This window comes from Actinoallomurus sp. CA-150999, from assembly GCF_050942425.1.
In the GTDB taxonomy this organism is placed as follows: Bacteria; Actinomycetota; Actinomycetes; order Streptosporangiales; family Streptosporangiaceae; genus Actinoallomurus.
Genome location: NZ_CP192063.1, coordinates 9980456 through 9997944 on the forward strand (window position 1 = coordinate 9980456; position 17489 = coordinate 9997944).

The window sequence follows — 17489 nt, forward strand, 5'->3', positions numbered from 1 at the left end:
GTCGGCCCGAGCCCACGGGAGGCCCTCGATCCGAGCCTGCGAGAGCACCTCGGCCCGGGTCAACGCGGCCATGGGAACGACCGGTCCTCCAGGCCCTGTGCCGTCCCGCGCCGGACGGCGGCGTCGAGCAGCGCTGCCATCCGTTCGGCGCTGCGAGCCCAGGTGAACTCCGCGGCCCAGGCCCGGCAGGCGGCGGCCGTCTCGCGGCGCCGCTCCGGGACGCTCAGCTCCTTCAGCGCCCGCTCGATGACGTCCGCGAGCTCCTCGCCCTCGGGCACGAGCCAGCCGGTCACACCGTCGACGACGGCGTCACGCAACCCGTCGACGTCGTACGCGACGGTCGGCACGCCGAACGCCGCCGCCTCGGCGACGCTGAGCCCCCAGCCCTCTCCGCGCGAGGCGCTGAGGTGGATCCGGGCGCGGGCGACGAGCGCGTCCTTCTCCTCCTCCGGCAGGTAGCCGTGCAGGACGACCAGCTCCTCCAGGCCACGCGCAGCGACCTGGGCCCGCAGCGCGGCCTCCTCCGGTCCTCGCCCGATGACGTGCACCCGGACGCGGAGCCGTTCGGCGACGTCGAGCAGCCGGCCGACGCGTTTGTGCGGGACGAGCCTGCTCACGCACGCGAGCTCCGGCTCGTCATCCGTTCCAGCCGGCCCGAGACCGGCGCCCGAGAGTGTGACGCCGTTCGGATCCGGAGCGGCATCCGGGCGCGACACGCCCTCCGGACCGGGACCGGCATCCGAAAGCGTCACGCCGCTCGGGCCCGGAGCGGCATCCGGCGGCGCGACGGCACCCAGGCCGGAAGCGGCATCCGGCGACATGACGGCGCCCGGGCCGGTGGCGGTGTCAGAAAGCGTCACGCCGCTCGGGCCCGGAACGGTGCCCGGGAGCGTCACACCGTTCAGGACGGGGGCGGCACCCGGCGGCGTCACGCTGCTCGGGCCGGAAACGGCACCCGAAAGCGTCACGGCGTCCGGAGCGGCATCCGAAAGCGTCACGCCGTCCGGACCGGGAGCGGTGTCCGGGGGGATTACGCCGTTCGGGACGAGGTACACCGGTCCGGTCCAGGCGAGGCGCTCTCGCATGGCGGTCACCGTCGATGGGGACACCGCGACGCAGGCGTGCCGCCGGTACGCGCGTCGGGCCACCGGGCCTTCGAGGAAGCGGCCGAGGCGTGCCAGCCACGCTGGGAAGTAGAGGTGGAACTGGCCGTCGTGGACGTGATGCACAACGCACAGGATCGGAACGCGGCGCGGCAGCACCCAGGGGGTGAAGAACGGGATGCCGTTCTGGCAGTCGAGCACGGCGTCGAAAGCCCGTCGGCGGGCCAGCATCCAGGCCAGCACCAGCGGATAGACGGTGAACCGGCCGCCTCGGCGTACGATCTCGACGTCCTCGATCCGCTCCCGCGCGGCCTGCCCGGGCGCGCGCCCGGTGACGAACCGCACTCGGGTCCCCCGCGCCGCGAACCACCGGGCCATCTCCCAGGCATATCGTTCGGCGCCGCCGGCCTCGGGGTGCCAGGGGTCGCGCCAGTTGACGATCGCGAGCGTCCGCAGTTCCCTCTCCGCGCTCATCCGGCCCGCAGTTCGTCGGCGAGGGCGCGGGCCCGCTGCGGCGTCGCCGAACGTCCGGCCTCGGCGCGGATGCGGAGCAGGTCGCGCAGGCAGGTGCCCGCGTGCCGCCGGACGGAGAACGTCGAGCCGGGCACGTCACGCCACTCGACGGGGATCTCGACGGCCTCGGCGCCCCGGCGGCGGCAGTGCAGCAGCAGTTCGACGTCGAAGGCGAATCCGGCCGTACGCAGGTCGGCGGCGGCGGCCCGGGCCAGCGGTCCGGTGAAGAACTTGAACCCGCACTGCGTGTCCGTCACGCCTCCGGTCAGGTCGCGGACGAGCCGGTTGAACGCGAGAGCGCCCAGGCGGCGAAGCGGACGCCCGTACGCCTCGACGACCGAGGCGGGGTGGCGACGTGAGCCGATGACGACCCGGTGCCCGGCCCGGAGGAGGGCGAGGGTCTCGTCGAGGGCGTCCAGGCCGGTGGCCATGTCGGCGTCGCAGAAGCCGACGTACGGGGCCGCGGTGGCCAGGAGACCGGCGCGGACCGCGGCGCCCTTGCCGGGTGTGGGGCACCGCACGAGGCGTACCGGCACCGGCCCGGACCAGCGTTCGGCGATGTCCGCGGTGGCGTCGGTGCTGGCGTTGTCGACGACGATGATCGAGCCGCTCAGCGGCAGTGCGGCGAGCTTGGCCGACAGCGCCGTGAGGCCGTGCGGGAGCCGACCGGCCTCGTCGCGCGCGGGGATGACGACGTCCAGCGCCTCAGCGCGCGGGCCCTCCGGGCGCACCGGTCACCGGGTGCCGTAGTTGTAGAGCGGCTTGACGACCGGGTCCTGCTGAGCGGTCGTGATAACGCGCACGATGCCGAACGAGGTCAGCAGGGCCAGCGCGATTCCGGCCAGGGCGGCGACGGCGATCCGCATCACGGCTCCTTCGGCGATGATCGTGCGACGAGGCTACCGACCGGTAGCCGAGTTGACCAGAGAACAACCCCAAAAGTAATGAACCACGCAATTTCCACAGGCCACTGCGGCGTGCGCGTCTCCGGGCTCGCGGCCGCACCCGGGATGCGATAGAGCACCAGGTCAGGCCCTGCGACGACACGCTCGGCACCGGGCAGGCGGTCCGCCTGAACGCCGTGGGTCGCATTGGGCCGGTCGGGCAGGTTGAGCCGGTCGGGCCCGTCGGGCGAATTGGGCCCGTTGGGCGCGTCGGGCGCGTCGGGCGCGTCGGGCGCGTCGGGCGCGTCGGGCGCGTCGGGCGCGTCGATGGCGACGTACCGGATGCCCCGGGAACGCAGCGCACCGGTGAGCGGTGCGCCCGACCGGATCAGGGGATCCAGCGCCCGCGCGCGCCGGTCCTCCACCTCCATGCGCAGATCACGCCCGCCCGTCCCCACCCGTACGGCGTCGTTCACGATCACCCGGCCGGGCAGGAAGCGCGGCAGCGGGTCGAGCACGCGCCGCCCGCCGTTCCAGGCGTAGCTCCGGTACGCCTCCCAGGGCAGGACGAGCACATCGCCGGGGGCGGCCCGTACGACGGCCCGCGCCCGCGCCCAGTCGGCGGGATAACGCACCGCGTGCAGCCGCCCGCCCGCGCCCCAGGCGAGGCCGGGCAGCAACGCGACGGGTGCCAGCAGGCCCAGGACCGCGAGCTCCGGACGACCGGCACCGCCGCTCCAGGAGAAACGCCACCAAGCCGAAGCCCCCGACCGAGCTGCCGTTCGGCCGACACTTCGGCCAGGTTCGGACCCCGTCCTCGGCGGCCGGCCGATCGGGGACCGGCTGTCCACGTCGGTGGTGCCAGTTCCGCGGCCACGGCTGAGAGCGTCGACGGCCACCCCCATCCCGACGGCGACGACGAGGGCCAGCGGTGCGACGTACTGCTGGCCGTCCCGCAGCACCGCGAACCCGGGCCACAGTCCGATCGCCCCGCGAAGCACGCCCGGCGCGACGGCCCCGAGCGCGGCGACGGCCAGGCCGACGAGCGCAGCCGTACCCAATCCCCGCACCCACGCCGCCCTGTCGACGAGCGCCGCAGTCCCCGACTCCCGCGTCCGGACCGCCGAACCGCGACGCATGGCCCTCCCAAATCCCCGCACCCGAACCGCCACACGACCGCGCACGGCGGTCCTCAGCGCCCGCACCCGCGCCACCGCACCACCCCGCGCCGCGGTCTCCGGCCCCCGCCCCCGCACCCGAACCGCCACACCGCCGCGCACCGCGCTCCCCAGCGCCCGCACCCGCGCCACCGCACCACCCCGCCCCCGCACCCGCGCCCGAAGCGCCACACCGCCGCGCACAGCAGTCCTCAGCCCCCGTACCCGGCTCGCCGCACCACCGCGTGCGTACACGACCAGGGCGAGCACGACGACGCACAGCCAGAGAGCGGCCGTCACGGCGGCGCCGTACCCGGGCGGCACGGTCTCGGCGTTCCACGTGCCGCCGAGGAGGAGCAGGCTGCCGAGCGCGCCGAACGGTGTGTCCGCGCGGGCCGCGAACGCCGCCACCCCGGCCGGGTCCGCCGGGACGCCGGAGAACCGGAGCAGGGAGGGCACGAGCCACGGCAGGCTCATCACGAACAGCCCGGCGAGCGGCCACCGGATCGACCTCCGGCGCAGCGACACCACGAGCACGACCAGGCCGGACACGGCCATCGCGGCGAAGCCGCCGATCGCCGCCGGCACCAGCGCCAGGACCAGCCGTCGGGAATCGCCGCGCGCGGCGGCCCGGACGACCCAGGGCAGCGCCGCGTACCCGAGGAGCAGCGCCCACTGGCCGAGCAGCAGGCGTTCGGCGACGAACGGGTTCCAGGCGTAGACGACGCCCGCGGCCAGGCGGGCCGTGAGCCGCTCGGACGGCACCAGGGCCGCCGCGGACACGCAGGCGATCACGAAGATCGCCAACAGGATCGCCTTCTGGACGAGGTCGGCGGGCGCGAGGTGGGCCAGGGCCGTCACGACGGCGTCGCTGGGCACGTGCCGCGGCAGCATCCCCGTCAGCCCGAACGTCTCCCGGTCGAACACCGGACGCGGCACGAACACCATGTCGTACGCCAGGACGAACCCCGGCGCGAGCGCGGGACCGAGCGCGAGCAGGCCCAGAGCGAGCCCGGTCGCGGCGGCCAGGGCCGTCCGACGGCGGGACGACGCTCTGCCATCCCGGTTCGGCGCCTCGGAACGGCCCGATGAGTCACCCGGCAGCGGCCCGGTGTCCCGGTCAAGAGGCCCGGAATGACCCGGGGACCCGCCCGGCACCGCCCCAGCGCCCTCGTCAGGGACCCCAGAACCGCCGGAAGAAGCGCTCGGCACCGCCTCAGTCTCCCGGTCCGGGACCCCAAGGCAGCCCGAGGCCCCGCACGGCATCGCTCCGGCGCCCCCGTCATGGGACCCAGCGCAACCCGGGAACCCACTCGGCACCGCCCCGGCACCCCTATCAGGAGACCCAGAACCACCCGGGGACCCGCCCGGCACCGCCCCAGCGCCGCCATCAGGGGACCCAGAGCCGCCCAAGGACCCACTCGGCACGGCCCCGGTGTCCCGGTCAGGGGACTCAGGGCGGCCGGAGGAGGCGCTCGGCACCGGCTCAGTGTCCCGGTTCGGGGTCCCGGGGTAGCCCGAGGAGGCGTTCGGCGATGACGTTGAGGTTGACCTCCGTGGTGCCCCCGCCGATGGTCATGGCCCGGGAGGCCAGCAGGAGCCGGGTCCACTCCGCGCGCGGCCCCGCGCCGCTCGGACCGGTCAGCGCGCCGTCGGCGTCCAGCAGCCCGAAGCCGTACTCGGTGATCCGCTGGCCGTGCTCCATGCCGACGAGCTTGCTGACGTTCGCGGTCGCGCCCGCGTCCACGCCCGACAGCCGCTTGAGGGTGGCGCGCAGGCCGAGCAGCGCGAACACGTGTGCGTCGGCGACCAGCCCGCCGAGGCCATCGCGGACGACCGGATCGTCGGTGAGGCCGAGGTCGCCGACCAGGTCCAGCAGCCGGGGCAGGTCCGCGCCGAGCTGCCAGCCGGTCGACAGGTTGACGCGTTCGGCGGTGAGCGTCACCCGCGCCACCTGCCAGCCGGCGTTGACCGAACCGACGACGAGAGAGTCGGGCACGAACACCTCGTCGAGGAACACCTCGTTGAAGACCTCAGCGCCGGTCAGGTCCTTCAACGGCCGTACCTGGACGCCCGGAGACGCCATGTCGACCAGGAAGTAGGTGATGCCGTCCCGTTTCGGCGCCCCGGGGTCGGTGCGGGCGACGCAGATCCCCCACTGGGCGTACTGGGCGAGGGAGGTCCAGATCTTCTGCCCCGACAGCCGCCAGCCGCTCTGCCTTTCATCCCCGTGGCCGCCCCCCGCCACGCCCTGTTCTCCACCTCCGTGGTCGCACCCCGCCACGTCCTGCTTTCCACCTCCGCGGCTGCGTCCCGCGAGCCCCTGCTCTGCACCCCAGTGGCTGCGTCCCGTCGGCCCCTGCTCGCCACCCCCGTGGCAGTGGCCCGCCGCCCCCTCCACCCGTTCGGCGCGGGTGCGCAGGCCGGCCAGGTCCGAGCCCGCCCCGGGCTCGCTGAACAGCTGGCACCACACGATCTCGCCCCGCAGTGTCGCGGGCAGGAAGCGCTCCTGCTGTTCGGGCGTGCCGTACGCGGCCAGCGACGGCACGACCCACGCGCCGATGCCCAGCTGCGGCCCCTGGATCGAGGCGGCCCGCAGCTCCTGGTGGATGACGACCTGTTCGAGCGGGGAGGCGGCCCGGCCCCAGGGGCGCGGCAGGTACGGCTGCACCCAGCCGCCGGCGGCCAGTTCCGTGACGCGCTCCCGCTCGCCGAGGGCGGCCAGCTCGGTCACGCGCGCCCGGATCTCCCGCCGCAGCGGCTCGGCCTCGGGCGGCAGGTCGAGCTCACGCTCCCGGGTCGTCCCCGCGAGGGCGAGCCCGGCGAGCGACTCCCGCCACCGCGCCGCGCGGCCCAGGACGGCCCGCAGCGCCAGCGCGCGCCGGTAGTACAGGTGGGCGTCGTGCTCGAAGGTGTACCCGATGCCACCGTGCACCTGGATGCAATCCTCGGCGCAGGCGACGGCCGCGTCCGGCGCGACGAGGGCGGCGACCCCGGTCGCGTACGCGATCTGCTCTCCGGCGGCGACGGCCTCCCCATGGCTTCGCCCCGCCACCCCCTGATCCACACCCCCATGGCTTCGCCCCGCCACTCCCGGCGTCTCATCCTCATGGCCTCGTGCCGCCACCCCCTGCTCCTCACCCCCATGGCTTCGCCTCGCGACCCCCGGCGTCTCACCCTCATGGCCTCGCGCCGCCACCCCCTGCGCGGCGTCCCAGACGGCGGCGCGGGCCTTCTCCAGCTCGATCAGCATCCGGGCGCACTTGTGCTTGACGCCCTGGAACTGCCCGATCGGCCGGCCGAACTGCTCGCGCGACCGGGCGTACGACGCCGCCGCCTCGACCGCCCACCCGGCCACCCCGCACGCCTCGGCGCCGAGTACCACCGCGGCGAGGGCCAGGACGTCCGGCCGGGTCAGCCCCGCCAGCAGCCGGTGCGCGGGCACGGTCACGCCGCCCGCCGTGACACGCGCCACTCCGGAGACCACGTCGACACCGCTCAGCGCCTCGATATCGCCTTCCAGCGCGTACAGCACCGCCCATTCCTCGGTGCCGTCGTCGACGGCGACCGGGGCGATGATGAGATCCGCGGCGAGCCCGCCGGAAATCGGACCGGCGGCACCGTCCACCACCAGAGCATCGCCGTCGCGTCGGCCGGTCAGCCCGGCCTCCAGACACACCGCGCCGGTCGTCACGCCCTCGGCGAGGCCGCGCAGCAACTCCCCGTGCGCCTGGGGCGCGTCGGCCGCGGCGATGACCGCGCTCGCCAGCACGGTCGGAACGTACGGCCCCGGTGCCAGCGCCCGTCCCATCTCCTCGACGGCCACCGCGAGCTCCAGCAGCGAGAAACCCTGCCCGCCGTGCTCCTCCGGTAGGTGCAGGGCGAGCAGCCCCTGCGCCGCCAGCTCCGGCCAGAAGCCGGGCCGCGACACACGTACCGCCTGTTCTCCACCCGCGTGGCTTCGCCCCGCCGCCGGTTTCCCACCCCCGTGGCTTCGCCCCGCCGCCCCCTCGTCCGCCACCGCCGCCCGCACCACCGTGCGGGGCACGTGCCGCGCGGTGAAGCGACGCACGGTCGCGGCCAGTTCCTCATGCTCCTCGGTCAGTCCGATCCCCATGCGCCGCTCCCCCGTCGTCCCTGTCCTACTTGCCGGGCTCCGGGTCGCGGGGCAGGCCGAGCAGGCGTTCGGCGATGACGTTCAGCTGGACCTCGGTGGTGCCGCCGTAGATGGTCATCGACCGGCTGAACAGCATGTAGCGGGCCCAGATGTTGGTGGCCTGGCCCGGCTCCTCCTCTGCGGCGACCGCGCCCTGCGCCTCCCAGATGAAGTCGGCGACCTCCTGGTTGTACTGGACGCCGAGCAGCTTGCGGACGCTCGCCTCGGCGCCCGGCTCGGCCCCGGAGATCTGTTTCAGCGTGAGGCGCAGGCCGAGCAGGTCGATGGCCTGGCCTTGGCACAGCAGCCCGCCCAGCTCGGCGAGGGCGACCGGGTCGAGGTCCTTGCCCTGGAAGAAGCCCAGCAGCTCCTTGGTCCCCGCGCCGAGACCCTGACTGCTGGACAGCTGGACCCGCTCGTTGCTGAGGGTGTTGCGGGCGACCTTCCAGCCGTCGCCGACCTCGCCGACGACCTGGTCGTCGGGCACGAACACCCCGTCGAGGAACACCTCGTTGAACATCGCGTCGCCGGTCAGCTCCCGCAGCGGCCGTACGTCGACGCCCTCGGCCTTCATGTCGACGACGAAGTAGGTGATGCCGTCGTGCTTCTTCGGCTCGACCGAGGTACGGGCGACGCAGATCGCCCACTCGGCGCGCTGGGCGATGGACGTCCAGATCTTCTGGCCGGTGAGCCGCCAGCCGCCCTCGACCCGCTCGGCCCGCATCTGCAGCGAGGCGAGGTCGGAGCCCGCGCCGGGCTCGCTGAACAGCTGGCACCACACCAGCTCACCGCGCAGCGTCGGCGCGAGCCACCGCTCCTGCTGCTCCTGCGTGCCGTACGTCACCAGGGACGGCACCACCCACGCGCCGATGGCGAGCTGCGGGCCCTTGACCTTCGCGGCGCGCAGTTCCTGGAGGATGAGCACCTGCTCCATCGGGGACGCGGCCTTGCCCCACGGGCGGGGCAGGTGCGGGAACACCCAGCCCTCGTCGCCCATCTTCGCGTGCCGCTCCCGGTCGTCGGTGATCGCGGCGAGCTGCTCGACCTCCGCGCGGATGCGGTTGCGCAGGGGCTCGGTGTCCTCGTCCAGCTCGACCTCGACCGCGCGGCGCACGCCGTCGAGCGCCAGCCGCGCGACCGAACCGGCCCACTCCGTGCCCGGACCGAGCAGCGCTCGCAGCGTCGAGGCGCGGCGCAGGTAGAGGTGGGCCTCGTGCTCCCACGTGAAGCCGATGCCGCCGAGCACCTGGATGCAGTCGCGGGCGCAGCGCAGCGCGGCGTCGGGCGCGACGGCGGCGGCGACCCCTGCCGCGAAGGCGGACTCGTCCGCGGCGTCGTCGGAGGCGCGGGCGGCGTCCCATACGGCGGCGCGGGCCTTCTCCAGCTCGATCAGCATCCGGGCGCACTTGTGCTTGACGCCCTGGAACTGCCCGATCGGCCGGCCGAACTGCACGCGCACCTTGGCGTACTCCGCGGCGGTGGTCACGCACCAGTCGGCGAGACCGGCGGCCTCGGCACCGAGGAGCAGCGCGGCCAGGTCGAGGACCTCCGGGCCGGTGAGGCCGGTCAGGATCCGATCGGCCGGGACGGTCACGCCGTCGGCGGACACGCGGGCGACGCGGCGGGTGCGGTCCAGGCTCGTGACCGGTGTGACGGTGAGCCGGGCGGCGTCGACGGCCACCCACTCCTCGCCGTCGTCGGTGGTCACCGGGAGCACGATGACGTCGGCGAGTCCGGCGCCCAGCACCGGCTCGGCCGTACCGCTGATCGTCAGGCCGCCGTCCGCGCGGTGGCCGGTGAAGCCGCCCGCCAGCGACAGGGCGCCGATCAGAGAGCCGTCGGCCAGGCCCGGGAGCAGCTCTGCGTGGGACTTGACCGCCTGCTCGGCGCGCAGCAGCGCGGCGCTGGCCAGCACCGTCGGCAGGAAGGGGCCGGGGACGACGGCCCGGCCGAGCTCCTCCAGTGTGACCGCGAGCTCCAGCAGGCCCGCGCCCTGCCCGCCGTGCTCCTCGGGCACGTGGAGGCCGAGGAGGCCCTGCTCGGCCAGGCCGGACCAGAAGGCGGGGCGGGCCTCCTCCTCAGCGTCGAGCGTCGCGCGTACGACGTCCACGGGCGCGTTGCGCTCCGCCCACCCGCGCACTGCGTCGGCGAGCGCCTCGTGCTCCTCGGTCAGCCCGATGGCCATGTCCCAACCCCATTCACCGGCATCCTGTTGCGGCCTACCTTAGATCGCCGCCGACGCCGAGTGGAATGGGATTCGGTATGGCTTTCGGGACCGAGTCCCGGATCACACCACCTTGATGGAGCGCATCACGTAGTTCACGTCGGGCCACAGCTTCTTGTCGGTGTTCGGCACCGTCATGAGCACCACGCCCGGCGTCTTCTTGCCCGTGTCCACGAGCGCGACCGTGAAGATCTCCCCGGTGGCCTTCACGCCAGGCCGGTGGAACGTCAGGTAGTAGCCGACCAGCCATCCCTTGTGCCCGTCGATGTCGAGCGGCTGGGAGGCCAGCTCCTTCTTCTTGTGCTTGTAGCCGTACATCCGCGCCTCGTACGTGTCGGCCACGTGCGCGGCGGCGGTCTGCTCCGTCCCCGGACCGTCGTAGGCGTTCTTGTCCGCGCCGCCCAGCTGCGCGCTCAGCAGCCGGCCCCAGCGCTTCGGCTGGTTTCCGGCCTTCTCGGTCACGGCGAACTGGCCGGCGCTGAACCCGAGCTCGGCCATGGCGCTCTTCTGCGTCTGCATCTGCCAGGGCTTGCCGAGCTTCGGGTACGAGAGCCCAGCGCGCGGGTCGGTGATGTGGCCCAGCGGCTTCGTGTGGTCGCCCTTGAACTGCGCGAGCGGCTTCTCCGGCTCCGGGTTCGCCGCCTGCCCGCCCTTCTTCGGCGACGTCTTCGCCGGATGGCTCGGGACGGCGGAGTGGGCGTTGGCGTCCGAACCACCGCGCGCCTTGATGAAGTAGGCGCCCGTCGCCGCGACCACGCCGACGACGAGCACGCCCAGCCCGGCGAACAGCCGCCGCTTCGTGCGGCCCTCCTCCTCGAAGTCGTCGCCCGGCGGCGGAGCGGTCAGACCCTCGCCACCACCGGCGTTCGCCTCATCGCGCATCCAGTCCGGCAGCCGCAGGTTGCCGCTGCTCGGCTTGCCGGGCTGCGGCGGCGGGCCGGACGGTGCCACCACCTTGTCCCACATCGGCGGGTGGCCGTCCTGGGCGAAGAAGTCGTTCTCCGCCTCCTGGTCCTCGGCCGACACGCGCCGGTCCGCCGGGGGCGGCGGGGCCGCCGGCTCACCGGCGAACGTCTCGCCCGGAGCACGGAACGACTGCGGCGCGGACGCGCCGTCGTACGCCGCCTGGCCGTTCGGCGCGACCGCGCCGGGAGTGCCCTCGCCCGGGGCGAGCAGCGACTCGAACGAGAACGGCTGAGGCCCGGAGTCCACACCGGGACTCGCGGTCTCCGGGAATCCGGCGACCGTCTCCCGCCCCGGGTGGGACGGCGCGGACGCGAACGACGGATCGGACACCTCGTACCCGTACGAGGCGTCGCGCGCGTCGTACGGATCGACGTGCGGGGCCTCCGAACCGAACGGCGGCGTCGAGCCGGAGGGGGCGGGCCCCGCGGCGTCGGAGGAGAACTCCGTCGTCGAGGGACGGCCGAACGAACTCGACGGCGTCTCCTCCTCCGGCGGCGTCACCGACTCGAACGCGGTGGTCGGCTCGGCATAGGGCTCGGGGTCGGCGTGTGTCTCGGCCCCGAACGAGTTCCCGGCAGGGAACGACGGACCCTGCTCGGACGCGCCCGCGGCGGACTCCCCGGCCGGCGGCTCGTTGAACGAGCCGAACCCGCCGGACCAACCGGTCTCAGGGGACGGGTCGAACCCACCGGACCCCGAGGACGGACCGAACCCGTTCGGCTCACCCGGCTCGGCGGAAGCCGACGGACCGGCGGCCGACTCGCGCCGCGGGTCGGCGGGCTCGAACGGCGCACGCTCGCGACGCCCCGTCTCCTGAGGCTCCGGCGGCGTCGAGACACTGGGGAACCCGCCCGTCGGCGCGTCATCATCCGCGGACCAGGAACCGGGCTGACCGCTCACGGGAGGGAAACCCGAGGGTGCGGCGTCCTGTCCGCTGACCGCGGGAAGCGGGCCTGTCGGCTCATCCTGTTCGGAGTACGGGCCGCTGTGGCTGCTCGCCGGACGCCACTGCCCGGCGCTCCCCTGATCAGACATGCCGCACAGGTTACGTGAAGATCAACTATTCTCGCTTCGACCGGTAATTACGCTACGGCCACAGCTTGTTAGCCATGGCGTGGCGGGAACGTGACATCTCTCTCATGCGGTGTTCCCGGTCAAAGCCCCTTGATCCGGCGGAATCGCCGGTCGGGCAAGTCTTTCGCGCGCGAGCAATGTGCCGCCCGCCACCGCTCCGGGCATGGTCAACACCGCTCCGAGCGGGATGAGGAACACCACAAAGACCGTGACGCCGAACCCCAGGACCAGCCACTTGTCGCGGCGCAGCAGCGCGAAGCGCTCCCGCCGCCGTACGCCACGCCGCTCCAGCGCGATGGACGTCAACTCGAACGTAAGGAAATAGCCCGACACGAACGCCGCGACGACGGGGACGACGGTCTGCCCGATCGCCGGTATGAAGCCCAGCGCGAAGAACAGCACCGCGAACAGCGCGGTCACCGACCCGACGATGATCGCGTCGACGATGGCGCGCGCGAGCTGCCGCAACAGCGAGACCCGCGCCTCGGGAGGAACCCCGCCCGCACTCTCCTCGACCCGCTCGGAGAGGCTCTCGTAGAAGGGATCGCCGACGATCAGGGTGACGGCCGTGAACGTGACGACCGCGATCATGACCGCGGCCCCGAAGACGAGAACGGCGATCAGCCCGCGGGTGGCGTCCCGGAGGCCCTTCGACCAGTGGTCGGCGAACGGGCTCATGGCCTTCGCCAGGTCCCAGTCGTAGCGCGCCAGGACGACCAGGGCCACGACGTAGACGACGAGGACGATGAGGGCCGGGATCAGACCGAACAGCCACTGCCGGGGCCGTCGCGCGACCCACCCCATGCCCCGAAGGAAATACCGGATTCCGTCCACCAAATCTCGCACGCGCCCACATTAAAGCCCGATCATGGTGCGACGTCGCGGAACAGACACCCGATCCCCCGGATGTCCCGGACTGTCCGGGACAGTAATTGATCTTCCGCCCCGGCGGCCGCATCCGTAACTTCTGGCGGCGACGCAGCCCCCAGGAAGGTACCCATGAAAACCAGAATTCCCGCCCTGCTCGCCTCCGCGGGCGTCACCGTGACCCTCTTCGCCGCGACGGCCGGCACGGCCCAGGCGGCGAGCGCCCAGCTGGTCGGCTGCGGCTCCGCAGGGAAGGTCACCGCGAAGATGTGCAAGCTGTACAAGGCGGCGAGCAGCGCCTCGAGCAAGGGCCACTACCACTGGGACTCGCAGGGCTGTAAGCACCCGGACCCGCTCCCCTACCACCCGCAGGGGCGCGCCTGCGACCTCGTCTACGGAAAGATCGGCCGTACGGCCACGGGCGACAACCGGGCCGACGGCTACAAGATGGTCAAGTGGCTGGTGAACCACCACGGCGCCTACTCCATCGACCACATCATCTGGCAGGGCATCATCTACTCGCCCAACGGCAACTGGCGCGGCCACAAGGACAAGAACTGCAAGAAGGGCTCCGGCGTCACCGTGTGCCACCGGGACCACGTGCACGTCGCCGTCCGCCCCTGACGACGACTCTCGGTCCGGCCCGCCTCACGCGGGCCGGACGCCCCCTCAGGAACGCCGCCGCCCCATCGCGGTCAGCGTGAGCGCCGCCCCGACAGCGGCCGCGGCAAAAACGCCCCCCACCGCAACGAGATGCCGTCTGGTGACCCGCGGGCCCCGTACGGACGCCCTCCGCGCCTCGGGCGAGGCGGTCCCCGACTCGGCGAGCAGCACGAGGTGCCTACGTCGGGCGACCCACGCGTCGACGGTCTGCGGTGAGCAGCCGCACGCCCGCGTGAACGCCTTCACCACCTCTTCACGCGGCAGCCGGTCCCGGCTCAGCGACGACGCGACGGTGCTGTGCGGCAGGGCGTCTCCCGCGAGCATCGCCCGCTTCTCGAGCTCTCGATACGAGAGGCCGGACCATGCCTTCAAGCATCGGAGCCCGGCGACGAACTCGGCCACGGTGCCCGCCACATCGGGCAGTGGCTCAAACGTCAGTCCCGACACAAGCCCTCACTTCGAGCCGGCGAAAATGATCATCGAGTCTCGCGGATCATGCCAAGAACCGCAATGAACCCAAAGTCCCGGCGGGAACAGACCGATCGGTGCCGGTGTTGCCGCGTCAGGCACCCCGTCAAGGGGGTGCCGTCGACGGAGGAACCATGACCTACGAGGACTACCAGCGCGGATGCCTGTTCTTCGACGCGAAGGACTACGCCGGAGCCGGCCGCATCCTCGCCCCGATCGTCGAGCGCGACCCGGCCAACCGGGCGGCGGTGGAGTTGCTCGGCCGAGCGTACTTCCACAGCGCCCAGCTCGGCCGCGCCGAGGAGACGTTCCGGCAGCTGATCGACCTTGACCCGGCGAACGGCTGGGCGTACGAGGCCCTGGCCCGCACTTTGGAGCGTCGCAGCCGCCCCGACGAGGCCCAGCGCTACCGCAAACTGGCCGCCGCCATGGGCACCGCCCCCGCGGAAAAGGCCGACCTCTCCGTAACCGCCGCCAACCTGGCCGACTAGCGCCAGAACACAAAGAGCCGTTGCCCCGGCCCCCGGGGCCAACGGCTCCCAAGAAACACAAAGCGACCCCAGGCCCCGAAGGCGTAAGAAACAGCAACCCAGAAGGTACGGCGAAGCCGCACACCGGAGGGCTCAGGGGATCGTCCCCGAAAACATAGCGGGCTGTGGCGAGGATGGCCGCAAGGCCATCGAGCACACAGCCCCCAGAAAACAGCAACCCCGGGTGCGGCGAAGCCGCACACCGGGGGGTTCGGGGGGTCGTCCCCCCGAAAGACATAGCGGCCAACGGCGAAGGTGCCCCCGAAGGGGCACCGAGCAAGTTAGGCCGGCTCGTGGAGGTGGCGGGAATCGAACCCGCGTCCTTCAGTACCAAGACAGGGCTTCTCCGGGCGCAGCCTGCTAGTCGTTTTCTCAGCCCCGGCGCTCACGCAGGCGTGTCGCCGACAGGCTCAGCCACTGTTAGATTTCCCCATCGCTCCCGTGGCCGGAGCGGCAGGTTGAGTCTCCTAGCGATGCCAGGTCCCGGGCCGGAGACACTCCCGGGCTGACAAGTTCGCTACCTAACCTCAGGCGGCAAGGGCGAACTGAGTGCGCTTAGAGTTGGCACTTGTTCGTTTGCGGTCACAGGATTTACGAGGTCACAACCGCAGCCCTCGGCCCGCTTCCCCATGTCTCGACATACCGAAGTCGAAACCGGTCACCCCCTCTTGAGTTGTCAACCGGGCACCGAGGCACCCGTCGCGTCGACCGTACATCGTCAACGCTCCGGATGCCAAAGAGATTCCCGACGGGACGCCGTCCCCGGTGAAAGATCCGTAGAAGATGAGAACCCCCGTGGGTGTGGACTAGGCACACCCACGGGGGTGACCGGCAGGGTCGGGCCGGTCCGGACGGCAGAGCCTCCCCCGAGACGAGGCTCTGGTCTCATCACGGCGACTGAGTCCGCAACCCCCCAAGCGGCGTCTCAGTCACTTGTTAAGACGCCTGGTCGCACCTGGTTGGTTGCGGCCCTTTAGTCAAGAAATGACAAAGCCGTCACAGCGGTCATCTGCCGCGTCGACCGTCTCCGGTCAGCTCATGGCCCTCAGGAACGTCGCGGCCAGACTGTCCGCCTTGACCTTGCCCTCCACCGCGATCGCGAAGGCCACGCCCTGCCGGTAGCCGACGTACCAGGAGACGTACTGCCCGTTGCCGTACGGCACCACGGCGCTGACGCCGGCCGTGGCCCTGGTCGCATCGCCCCGCGCGCGCTGCATGAGGTTCTGGAGGGTCGGGATCGCGTCTGACGTGTCCGTGTTCTTGGGCGGCATCGACGGTGGCGCGTCCTTGAGGAGCTGCGGTGGCCGCCAGGTGCCGCTGCTGACCGTGCCGGCGACCAGTGCCATGGACAGCGGGCTGACCTCGATCTTGCCCTGTCCGATCATTTCGGCGGCCCGCTCGCCTTCGTTGGCCGGGGTCGGCACGGAACCGGAGAAGGACGGCATCGGCAGGCTCCATGGAGCGCCGATCCCGAAGCGGGCCGCGCTCATCGGCAGGTCCTGGGGTGCGATGGCGCGGTACAACGAGGCGAACGCCGTCGTGCAGCCCACGACGAAGTTGGCCTGGAACGTCTTCCCCCCGTGGCCTGTGTAGGTGATCGTCTGCCCGCCGATGTTCTGCGTGCGCAGGCAGGACAGCGGAGAGTTGGTCTTCTGGTTGGGGTACTGCAGGAGCGCCCGGGTTGTCACGATGCTGAACGTCATCCCCGGCGGATAGTGGCCGTTCAGCGCGGCGCTGTTCTCCTGCGGGGAGTCGTCGCCCGGGGCCGCGCCGTACTTCCGCTGCGAGGCGGCGTTGTTGGCGGCGGCGAGGATGTCGCCGGTGGCCGGGTCGATCGCGGCGAGCGACGCCGGGTACTTCAGGCTCTTGAGGGTTCTCTCGGCGGCGTTCTGCGTCTTGCGGTCGATCGTCGTGGTCACCGGCTGGCTCTCGCTGCCCCGGACCTCGAAGAGGCTCTTGGTGTTGGCCCCTGAGGCATCCTGCGCGACGACCTGGACGGTCGGGGTGCCGGCCAGCTTGCGCTGCTCCAGCACCTGGAGCCCGGAGACGCCGATCGTGTCACCGGGTTGGTACGGGGCGCCGACCTGCTGGAGGCGTTCGGCGGTGGCCGGGCCGAGCCTGCCCACGATCTCCTCGGCGACCGCCGGGGCGACCAGTTTGGAACCGGACAGTCGCTCGACGCCGGCGACCTGCCGGAGCTGAGCGGCGTCGGCCTCCTGGCCGGGGAACTGGAGGGTGACCAGCGGCAGGAACTGCTGTGGCGGCGCGGACCGTACGTGTGCGATCACGCGGTCCTTGTCCAGGTGGGTGATCTTGGCGAGCCGGCCGAGCGTCTGGTCGACGTTGGCGAGCCGGCCGGGCGTCACCCCGAAGATCTCCACGGCGGTCTTCTTGAGCAGGGTGTGGCCCCGGTCGTCGAGGATCCCCTGGCGCGTCGGCGTGGTCGTGACGATGGCCAGCCGCTGGCCCTGGCCGAGATCCGGATGGATGATCGACGGGCTCCAGGAGACCTTCCACTTACCGTTCGTCCGGTGCAGGCGCATCGAGCTGCCGTAGCTCCACGGGTCGCTGCCGTCGCCCAGGTCGATCTTCACCGAGAACTGCGCCGTCGCGTCCTCGCCGTTCTGCCGGACGCGGCCGAGCGCCAGGTGCAGCGACGCGAGGTCCAGCTGGGACGGAACCGCGCCGAGCGCCGCCGCGACCGCGGTGCGGTCCCCGTTGGTCTGCTTCGCGGCGTTGCCGTAGTTGCCGCTCTGCCACGCCACGAGGAAGTTCCGGATGGCGGGCAGGGGTGAGGGCTCGGCGAAGCAGCCGGCGGTCGTCGTCGTGACCAGCAGGGTCGCGGCCAGCGCGGCCGTCGACCGGAGCCGTCGGATAGCCACCC

Annotated in this window: 12 protein-coding genes and 1 other RNA gene; 2 read left to right on the top strand and 11 right to left on the bottom strand. The window is 72.5% G+C overall.

The window, feature by feature from the left end; all coding sequences use genetic code 11:
- Positions 1–59: 59 nt before the first annotated feature.
- The 8 genes from ACQP2O_RS45950 to ACQP2O_RS45985 all read right to left on the bottom strand — a co-directional run bounded on the left by ACQP2O_RS45950 (position 60) and on the right by ACQP2O_RS45985 (position 12923).
- Positions 60–1577 carry a glycosyltransferase gene (locus tag ACQP2O_RS45950; RefSeq protein WP_433175839.1) on the bottom strand — a complete coding sequence of 506 codons (1518 nt, stop codon included), beginning with the start codon at positions 1575–1577 and terminating at the stop codon, positions 60–62.
- Positions 1574–2347 (bottom strand): glycosyltransferase, encoded by a 774-nt coding sequence (locus tag ACQP2O_RS45955; RefSeq protein ID WP_433175841.1) that lies wholly within the window; start codon positions 2345–2347, stop codon positions 1574–1576. The genes ACQP2O_RS45950 and ACQP2O_RS45955 overlap by 4 nt, the downstream gene beginning before the upstream one ends.
- Positions 2348–2350: 3 nt before the next feature.
- On the bottom strand, positions 2351–2482 hold the full coding sequence (locus tag ACQP2O_RS45960) for a hypothetical protein (RefSeq protein WP_433175843.1): 132 nt from the start codon (positions 2480–2482) through the stop codon (positions 2351–2353).
- Complete coding sequence (locus ACQP2O_RS45965) at positions 2482–4815, bottom strand: hypothetical protein (protein WP_433175845.1); 2334 nt, start codon at positions 4813–4815, stop codon at positions 2482–2484. The genes ACQP2O_RS45960 and ACQP2O_RS45965 overlap by 1 nt, the downstream gene beginning before the upstream one ends.
- Positions 4816–5143: 328 nt before the next feature.
- Entirely contained in the window at positions 5144–7774 is a 2631-nt protein-coding gene (locus ACQP2O_RS45970) for an acyl-CoA dehydrogenase (RefSeq protein WP_433175847.1), read from the bottom strand.
- Between the two features lie 25 nt (positions 7775–7799).
- Complete coding sequence (locus tag ACQP2O_RS45975; RefSeq protein WP_433175849.1) at positions 7800–9998, bottom strand: acyl-CoA dehydrogenase; 2199 nt, start codon at positions 9996–9998, stop codon at positions 7800–7802.
- 102 nt (positions 9999–10100) lie between these two features.
- Entirely contained in the window at positions 10101–12038 is a 1938-nt protein-coding gene (locus ACQP2O_RS45980) for a hypothetical protein (RefSeq protein ID WP_433175851.1), read from the bottom strand.
- Positions 12039–12140: 102 nt separating this feature from the next.
- Positions 12141–12923 carry an EI24 domain-containing protein gene (locus ACQP2O_RS45985; RefSeq protein ID WP_433175853.1) on the bottom strand — a complete coding sequence of 261 codons (783 nt, stop codon included), beginning with the start codon at positions 12921–12923 and terminating at the stop codon, positions 12141–12143.
- Between the two features lie 153 nt (positions 12924–13076).
- Between ACQP2O_RS45985 and ACQP2O_RS45990 the strand changes: the two genes are divergently transcribed.
- Entirely contained in the window at positions 13077–13568 is a 492-nt protein-coding gene (locus ACQP2O_RS45990) for a hypothetical protein (protein WP_433175854.1), read from the top strand.
- A gap of 45 nt (positions 13569–13613) precedes the next feature.
- On the opposite strand, the gene ACQP2O_RS45995 is transcribed toward ACQP2O_RS45990, so the two are convergent.
- On the bottom strand, positions 13614–14054 hold the full coding sequence (locus ACQP2O_RS45995; protein ID WP_433175856.1) for a hypothetical protein: 441 nt from the start codon (positions 14052–14054) through the stop codon (positions 13614–13616).
- A 155-nt stretch (positions 14055–14209) separates the two neighbouring features.
- Between ACQP2O_RS45995 and ACQP2O_RS46000 the strand changes: the two genes are divergently transcribed.
- Positions 14210–14566, top strand: a complete 357-nt coding sequence (locus tag ACQP2O_RS46000) for a tetratricopeptide repeat protein (protein ID WP_433175858.1) — start codon at positions 14210–14212, stop codon at positions 14564–14566.
- 330 nt (positions 14567–14896) lie between these two features.
- Here ACQP2O_RS46000 and ssrA read toward each other — a convergent pair.
- Together ssrA and ACQP2O_RS46010 are read right to left on the bottom strand one after the other, a co-directional pair.
- Positions 14897–15271, bottom strand: a transfer-messenger RNA (tmRNA) gene (gene ssrA, locus ACQP2O_RS46005).
- 365 nt (positions 15272–15636) lie between these two features.
- Positions 15637–17487, bottom strand: coding sequence for a penicillin-binding transpeptidase domain-containing protein (locus ACQP2O_RS46010; RefSeq protein ID WP_433175860.1), 1851 nt, complete (start codon positions 17485–17487; stop codon positions 15637–15639).
- Positions 17488–17489 lie beyond the last annotated feature (2 nt).